Annotated in this window: 7 protein-coding genes; 1 reads left to right on the top strand and 6 read right to left on the bottom strand. The window is 70.5% G+C overall.

Annotated elements, in window-relative coordinates; translation table 11 throughout:
- Nucleotides 1-33 precede the first annotated feature (33 nt).
- From FB559_RS36145 to FB559_RS36125, 5 genes are all read right to left on the bottom strand, one after another.
- On the bottom strand, nucleotides 34-852 hold the full coding sequence (locus tag FB559_RS36145; RefSeq protein WP_141961396.1) for an ABC transporter ATP-binding protein: 819 nt from the start codon (nucleotides 850-852) through the stop codon (nucleotides 34-36).
- A gap of 2 nt (nucleotides 853-854) precedes the next feature.
- Nucleotides 855-1,913, bottom strand: a complete 1,059-nt coding sequence (locus FB559_RS36140) for a FecCD family ABC transporter permease (RefSeq protein ID WP_141961395.1) — start codon at nucleotides 1,911-1,913, stop codon at nucleotides 855-857.
- Between the two features lie 3 nt (nucleotides 1,914-1,916).
- Nucleotides 1,917-2,951, bottom strand: coding sequence for a FecCD family ABC transporter permease (locus FB559_RS36135; RefSeq protein ID WP_246122368.1), 1,035 nt, complete (start codon nucleotides 2,949-2,951; stop codon nucleotides 1,917-1,919).
- Between the two features lie 2 nt (nucleotides 2,952-2,953).
- On the bottom strand, nucleotides 2,954-4,006 hold the full coding sequence (locus tag FB559_RS36130; protein ID WP_141961394.1) for an iron-siderophore ABC transporter substrate-binding protein: 1,053 nt from the start codon (nucleotides 4,004-4,006) through the stop codon (nucleotides 2,954-2,956).
- Nucleotides 4,007-4,107: 101 nt separating this feature from the next.
- Nucleotides 4,108-5,085, bottom strand: coding sequence for a DMT family transporter (locus FB559_RS36125; protein WP_221640344.1), 978 nt, complete (start codon nucleotides 5,083-5,085; stop codon nucleotides 4,108-4,110).
- A gap of 70 nt (nucleotides 5,086-5,155) precedes the next feature.
- Here FB559_RS36125 and FB559_RS36120 point away from each other — a divergent pair, with 70 nt between their 5' ends.
- Nucleotides 5,156-6,097, top strand: coding sequence for a LysR family transcriptional regulator (locus tag FB559_RS36120; protein WP_141961393.1), 942 nt, complete (start codon nucleotides 5,156-5,158; stop codon nucleotides 6,095-6,097).
- 52 nt (nucleotides 6,098-6,149) lie between these two features.
- On the opposite strand, the gene FB559_RS36115 is transcribed toward FB559_RS36120, so the two are convergent.
- Nucleotides 6,150-6,614, bottom strand: coding sequence for a hypothetical protein (locus FB559_RS36115; protein WP_141961392.1), 465 nt, complete (start codon nucleotides 6,612-6,614; stop codon nucleotides 6,150-6,152).
- Nucleotides 6,615-7,146 lie beyond the last annotated feature (532 nt).

The following is a 7,146-nucleotide window of genomic DNA, read 5'->3' as shown; positions in this document are numbered from 1 at the left end:
CTCTTCTTTCGGATTTCTTAGGTGACCCTTACCTCATTCGCCCACGGGTGCGGCGACGTGGTGACGGCTGATGGGGATCACGAGCGGGGTGCCGCTGACGGGGTCGGTCGTGACCTGGCACCGCAGGTCGAAGACGTCCTCGACGGTCGCGGCCGTGATGACGTCCGCGGGGTCGCCCTCCGCGACGATCCGGCCGGACTTCATCGCGACCATGTGGTCGGCGTAGCGGCACGCCTGGTTCAGGTCGTGCAGGACCATCACGATGGTCCTGCCCTCACGCTGGTTCAGGTCGGTGACCAGGTCGAGAACGTCGATCTGGTGCGCCATGTCGAGGTAGGTGGTCGGCTCGTCGAGCAGCAGCACCTGGGTGCCCTGGGCCATCGCCATCGCGATCCACGCGCGCTGCCGCTGCCCGCCCGACAGTTCGTCGACGGAACGGCCGGCCAGGTCGGTGATGCCAGTCGCCGCCAGCGCGGCGTACACCGCGCTCTGGTCTGCCTTCGACCACTGCCGCCACCAGGTCTGGTGGGGCGAGCGACCGCGGCTGACCAGGTCGAGGACGGTCAGCCCGTCGGGTGCGACCGGACCCTGCGGGAGGATGCCCAGCCGCTGCGCCAGCTCCCGGGTCGGGATGGACCTCAGCGCACGGCCGTCCAACCGGACCGTCCCGTGCCGGGGCGCGAGCAGCCGTGCCAGCGCGCGGAGCAGGGTGGACTTGCCGCACGCGTTGGCGCCGACGATGGCGGTGATCCGCCCGGGGGGCACGACCAGGTCGAGGTCGGTCACCACGGGCGCGCCGTCGTAGGCCAGGCTCAGACCGTTCGCGCGCAGGTCCGGGGCGGGTGTCTCCATGTTCAGCCTCCTGAGCCCGCGCGGTTGGCGCGGATGAGCAGCCAGAGCAGCACGGGCGCGCCCAGCACTCCGGTGACGATCCCGACGGGCAGCTCCGTACCGGGAATGAGGGTCCGCGCGACCAGGTCGGAGCCGGCCACGACCAGTCCCCCGGTCACCGCCGAGGTGATGGGCGGCGGCCAGGCGGTGCCCGCCAGCCGCTGGGCGATCTGCGGGGCCATCAGCGCCACGAAGGCGATCGGCCCCGCCGCGGCCGTACCGAACGCGATCAGGCCCACGCCGGCCACCATCAGTCCCAGCCGGACCCACTGCACGGGGGTGCCCAGTCCCCCGGCGACGTCGTCACCGAGCTGGAGCGTACGCATCAGGCGGCCGAGCCCCAGGGCGACCGGCACCAGCACCGCCAGGGCGAGCGCGAGCGGCGCGGCCTGGTCCCAGCCCCGGCCGTTGAGGTTGCCGACCAGCCAGCCGAGCGCGGCCTGGGCCTGGAACTCCCCGCCACGGGCGATGAGGTAGTCGGTCGCGCTCGTGCACATCCACGACACCCCGATGCCGACCAGGATGATGCGGTATCCGGTGGTGCCGCCACGCCAGGCCAGCGCGTACACCAGCAGCGCGCTGGCCAGCCCGCCGAGCAGCCCGAGCGTCTGCAGGCCCAGGCCGCCGTCCCAGCCGAGCATGATGGCCGCGACGACGGCCGTACCCGATCCCTCGGTCAGCCCGATCACGTCCGGGCTGGCCATCGGGTTGCGGGTCATGGTCTGGAAGAGCGCGCCGGACAGGGCGAAGGCGACGCCGACGAGCAGCCCGGTGACGACCCGCGGCATCCGCAGCTCCCGGATGATCAGGACGTTCCCCGGATCGCCGGTCCCGGCGACGGCCTTGACGACATCGACCAGCCCGATCGAGAAGTCCCCGACCGACAGGCTCACGCACACGACCAGGAACGTCGCGGCCGTCAGGCCCAGGCACACCGCGATCAGCCGGGGGCGCAGCAGACCGGAGACCGGCGGCAGCGCGAACCGGAAGTACCGCGGAACCGGCACCTCGCGTGCGGTCACGGCTCACACCTCCGCTAGACGACGGCGGCGGACCATCGCGATGAAGAACGGACCGCCGAGGAACGCGATCAGGACACCCGCCTGGATCTCGATCGGCCGGTCGACCATCCGGCCGAGGATGTCGGCGGCCAGCAGGAGACCGGGAGCGATGAGCGCCGACAGCGGCAGCAGCCAGCGATGGTCCGGGCCCAGACCGGCCCACTGGGCCAGCACCCGTGCGACGTGCGGGACGACCAGGCCGAGGAAGACGATCGGGCCGATCGTCGCGACCGCCGCGCCGGTCAGCAGCGTCACGGCCACCACGCCCTGGACCCTGACCAGCCCCGGTCGCCGCCCGAGCGCGGCGGCGACGTCCTCGCCGAGCGCCAGGCTGTTGAGCGCGGGCGCGCACGCGATCGCCAGGACGGCCCCGACGCCGATGAACGGCAGGACGGCCAGCACCGTGGCGCCGTTCTGGTCGCCGAGCGAGCCGGCGGACCAGAACCGGTAGCGGTTGAGCGCGTCCGAGTCGGTGAGCACGATCGCGCTGGTGAGAGAGGACAGCAGCGCGCTCACCGCCACGCCCGCCAGGGCCAGCTTCACCGGGGTCAGCCCCGACCTGCCGAGCCTGCCGAGCAGGTAGACGACCACGCTGGCCAGCAGCGCGCCGGCAAAGGCGAACCAGACGTACCCGTACAGGGTGCCCAGGCCGAGCACGCCGACGGCGATCACGACCCCGAACCCGCCGCCGGCGGTCACCCCGAGCAGCCCGGGGTCGGCCAGCGGGTTGCGGGTGAGCGCCTGCATGAGCGCACCGGACAGGCCGAGTGCCGCTCCGGCGACGAGGCCGAGCGCGGTGCGGGGCACCCGGACCGACCAGATCACGTTGTCGACCGCGGTGCTTTCGCGGTGGCCGATGAGGGCGCCCGCGACCTGGCCGAACGGCACGTTCAGCGCGCCGAAGGCCAGGGAGAGCAGGCAGAGCAGGGCCAGGCCGGCGATGAGCGCGGCCAGCAGGAGGACCGGGCGCCCGGCGCCGGCCCGTACGTGCGTCTCCACGTTCAGTTCGCGGGCTGCTCGACCTTGGTGGCCGGATCTCCGTCGACGGCCGCCTTGAGCTGGGGGACCAGCCGGTCGAGCAGGTACGGGAGGCTCAGCACGGTCACGAAGGAGTACGCGATCCCGTACGGGGTGTCCTCTCCGACGGCGATCTCGCGCCCCTGCTTGACCACGTTCAGGTCGGCGTAGAGCTTGTCCGCGTGCAGCTTGGGCGCGTCCTTGGCCACGTTGGACACGGACCAGACGACGACCTGCTGGTCGAGCAGGTCCGTACGCTCCTTGCTGATGCTGGCGCCGAACTTGTCACCGATCAGCTTGTCCAGGTCGGCGGGCAGCGTGAATCCGAGCGACGCGAGGTTCCGCGATCTCGGGTCCTGGCTGCCGTAGACGAAGTAGCCCTCATACGGGGTGGCGGTGACGGCCGTCTTGCCCTTGAACTCCGGGTTGTCGTCTCTGATCTGGGTGAACCTCTGCTCGACACCCGAGACCAGCTTGTCGGCCTCACCCACCTTGCCGAGTGCCTGGCCGATCGTCTTGGTCTGCACCTCCCACGGAACGCCGAAGTCGTTGTACTGCTTCGGCTGGGCGACGACCGGCGCGAACTTCGACAGCGTCTGGTACTGCTTCTTGGTCAGCCCCCCGTACACCGCGAGGATCAGGTCCGGCCGGAGGGCCGCGATCTTTTCGACCTGCGGACCCGTTCCGGTGTCCTTGAGCACGGTCGGCAGCGGGGCGCCGTGGAGCCTGTCCTTGGCCCAGGGACCGATCGCGCCGGAGAATCCGCCGAACCACTCGGTGGTGCCGACGGGCACCTTGCCCAGCGCCAGCACGGCGTCCTGGTCGGTGAGCCCGACCGTCACGATCCGCTTCGGCTCCGCCTTGATCGTCGTCGCACCGAACTTGTGCGCGATGGTCACGGGAAACGCGCCACCCGCGGAACCCGTCGCGGCCGGCGACGCGGCCTTGCCGGACCCGCAGGCCGTGACCAGGCCGAGGGTGAGGAGAAGCGAGGCGAGCGCCGCGAGCGACCTCGTGCGTCTGGGGGCCTGGAGCATGGGGGATTCCTTCGTCCGGGGTCCACCTGAGGCCGTCGCTCCCGCGCCGGGGCCTGTTGCCACACCTCAGGATAGGCTTACCTAACTTAGGGCAGCCTAGCCTAAGCTTTCCCTCGGAAACAGCCAGCCTCATCCGTCCGCCGCCGACCGTCCTGCCGTGCCGCGAAGGTGGTGGTGACGTCCGCGGCGCCGCGCCGACCGTGGAGGCGGATCAGTGCGACACCGCCGATACTGATCATTCCGCCGATGATCTCGACGACGGTCGGGACCTCGCCGAGCCAGGCGAATGAGGCCGCGATCGCGATGGCCGGGACGAGGTAGAGCGCCGCCGTCGCGGCCGCCACTGTGGACCGCGACACGGCATACCCCCAGGTCACGAAGCCCACAGCGCTCGGTAGCAGGCCGAGCAGCAGGACGGACACCGACGACGCCACCGAGGCCGTCGGCAGGTGCTCGAACGCGGCCGGCGCCAGTGGTGCCAGGAAGACCGTGCCGCTCCACATGCTGTAGCACGCGACCTCGACCGCCGAGTAGCGACGCAGCAGGGGCTTGCTCGCGAAGTGGTACACACCCTGGACCAGCGCGGCGGCGAGCACGACCCATGCCGCGGCCGTATATCCGGCCTTGCCGCCCGCCACAGCGATCAGGACGCTGCCGGCGATCGCCACCACACTGCCGAGCACCACGCGGCGGGAGAGGCGCTCGCCGAGGAACGCCGCCGCGAGCACGACGCTGAAGACCGGCGCGATGCTCACCAGCAGGCTCGCCGTGCCGGCCGGGACACACACCTCACCCCAGTTCAGCAGGACCTGGTAGGCGCTCATGCCGGCGAGACCGCACAGAGCGATCAGCGGAAGGTCCCTGGAGGCAGGGACACGGACCTTCAGTATCGGCGCCGCCGATGCCAGCGCCACAGACGCGACGAACAGGCGCAGGAAGGAAAGGCCGGCAACGCCGTAGCCGTCGAGGGCGCTTTTGATCGCGGGAAAGGCCGACGCCCAGAGCACGGCCGTGGTCGCGAGGGCGGTCATCGTCGGCGCCCGGCCGTGGGGCCGACGCGGCGCTTGGTCTTTCGTCATCCACCCATCGTCCGGGCTACCATTGATAAGGTCCAGTTACGATTTCTGCCGTATATGCAAAGGAGCGCTTATGCTTGACGTGCGGCGTCTGTCGCTCCTTCGAGAGTTCGCGAACCGTGGCACGGTCAGCGCGACGGCCGAAGCGCTGCATCTGACCGGGCCGGCCGTGTCACAGCAGCTGGCCGTGCTCGAACGCGAGGCGGGCGTCCCGCTCCTGGAGCGGACCGGCCGGACCCTGTCCCTGACCGCGGCCGGGCATGTTCTGGTGGCACACGCCGAGGTGCTCATGGGCAATGTCGCTCAGGCCGAGTCGGATCTGGCCGCGTTGCGGGGTGGCACGCTCGGGACCGTGCGCATCGGCGCGTTCCCGTCCGCCGCCCGCGCCGTGGTCTCCCGGCTGTGGTCGGCGACCCCTGCCGACGGAGTACGCCAGGCGCCGAGCCTGCGGCTGGTCGAGCAGGAGCCCGAACTCTCCATCGCCGCCCTGATGCGCAATGACGTCGACCTGGCGGTCGTGCACGCGTACACGCTGCTTCCCCGCGACCTGCCGGCCTGCGACGCCACGCACCTGCTCGACGACCAGGTGGTGCTGGCACTGCATCCGGCGGACGCGGCACGCCGCGGCTTGGAGACCGGCCGCCCCGCCCGGTTGACCGAGTTCGCCGAATCGGACTGGCTGGTCCCCGGACCGGAGACGTCCTGCCACGAAATGATCCAGCGCGCGTGCGGAGCCGCGGGATTCGTGGTGCACCCGATCGCACACGCCACAGACTTCTCCGTACTGACCGCGCTGGTCGAGGCCGGCGCCGGAGTCGCCCTGATCCCCCGCCTGGCCCTGCCCGAGGGCCCACTCGAGATCAGCCTGCACCCACTGACCCGGCCCGTGACCCGAACCGTGAGCGCACTCACCCGAGCCGGCGAGTCACGCCGCCCGGAGCTCCGCCACACACTCGACGCCCTCCAGGAGGCGGCCGCGAACTACCTCACCCGCGCCCGGGAGGCCGGCCCATAGTCGGAAGGACGGCGCCTTTCTCCTTGGCGGACAATGACCGGAATCCTTTCGGTCAGGCGTCGGTCGGGTAGAGGAAGCGCCGCACGCGGTGCCGCCTTCTCCAGCGTTCCCTCCATTCGAGGTCGACTTCCATGTCGGGTACGACGCGATCCCTGATGGTCACCGGCAAATACATGTTCTGACCTGGTTGGATCTCCGCGATGGGCTCATCGGCACGACAGCCACAGACCCCCGCGAGAGTGGAGAGCTCGCCCCTTTGACCGGCTGGATCATTCGGGCGTTCGGCGAAATGCAGGAAGGTCACCTTGGTGCCCCGGGCGATCGCCGGTCCCCGGTTCTCGATCTCGATCACATAGCGGGTCGCAGTCGCAGGGCGGCCATTAAGGATGTTTTCGTCCTTGACGCGACGTAGGTAGACCCGAACATCGGCCCGGCGTTTCTTCCAAACGGTCTCGCCGAAGGTGTAAGTGCTGATTACCAGGGCGGTGAGCGCTGCGCCATCCGAGAGGACACCCATGAACTCTCAGGGTAGTCGCCGCGATGCCGTCCGCCCATGCCGCCGGGGTGGCGGTTCGGACGGGAGGCCGGCACGACGAGGTACGGCTCCGACCTGACGGCGCCCGGCACCCGGCGGCGGATGCCCGCCGCTGACATGACCCTCGGGCCGGGACGTCTCGTTCCGGCCCGAGGGTCCACGCCGCCGCGGTCGGCCATGCCGCGCGGTTACGCCGCTCCGAAAAGGGTCCGGAATACGCGCTGACCACGCTAAATGAACGGCCGGCACTTCCAGCGCGACGTATGGCGTTCGCGTCGCCCGGATATGCCGCGGGCAATTCCGCCACAACACCCTCGGCGGAGTCTTGACGGCGGAGCTCGGACGCCTGTGAAATGTCACAGTTCACAGGGAAAAGGACGCCCTTGAGAAGTCACCGAAGCCCCTCCGGCGCGACGGCAGGTGACGTCGTGCCCCCGCCTCATCGCGGACGGCCGCGACGACCCGAACAAACGCACGACACGATGCCCCGGCATCGCCGGTTCTCCGCCCCCAA

It is taken from the genome of Actinoallomurus bryophytorum, assembly GCF_006716425.1.
Classification (GTDB): domain Bacteria; phylum Actinomycetota; class Actinomycetes; order Streptosporangiales; family Streptosporangiaceae; genus Actinoallomurus; species Actinoallomurus bryophytorum.
Note: the sequence above shows the minus strand (reverse complement) of the source record. Positions and strands in the feature narration are given on the sequence as shown.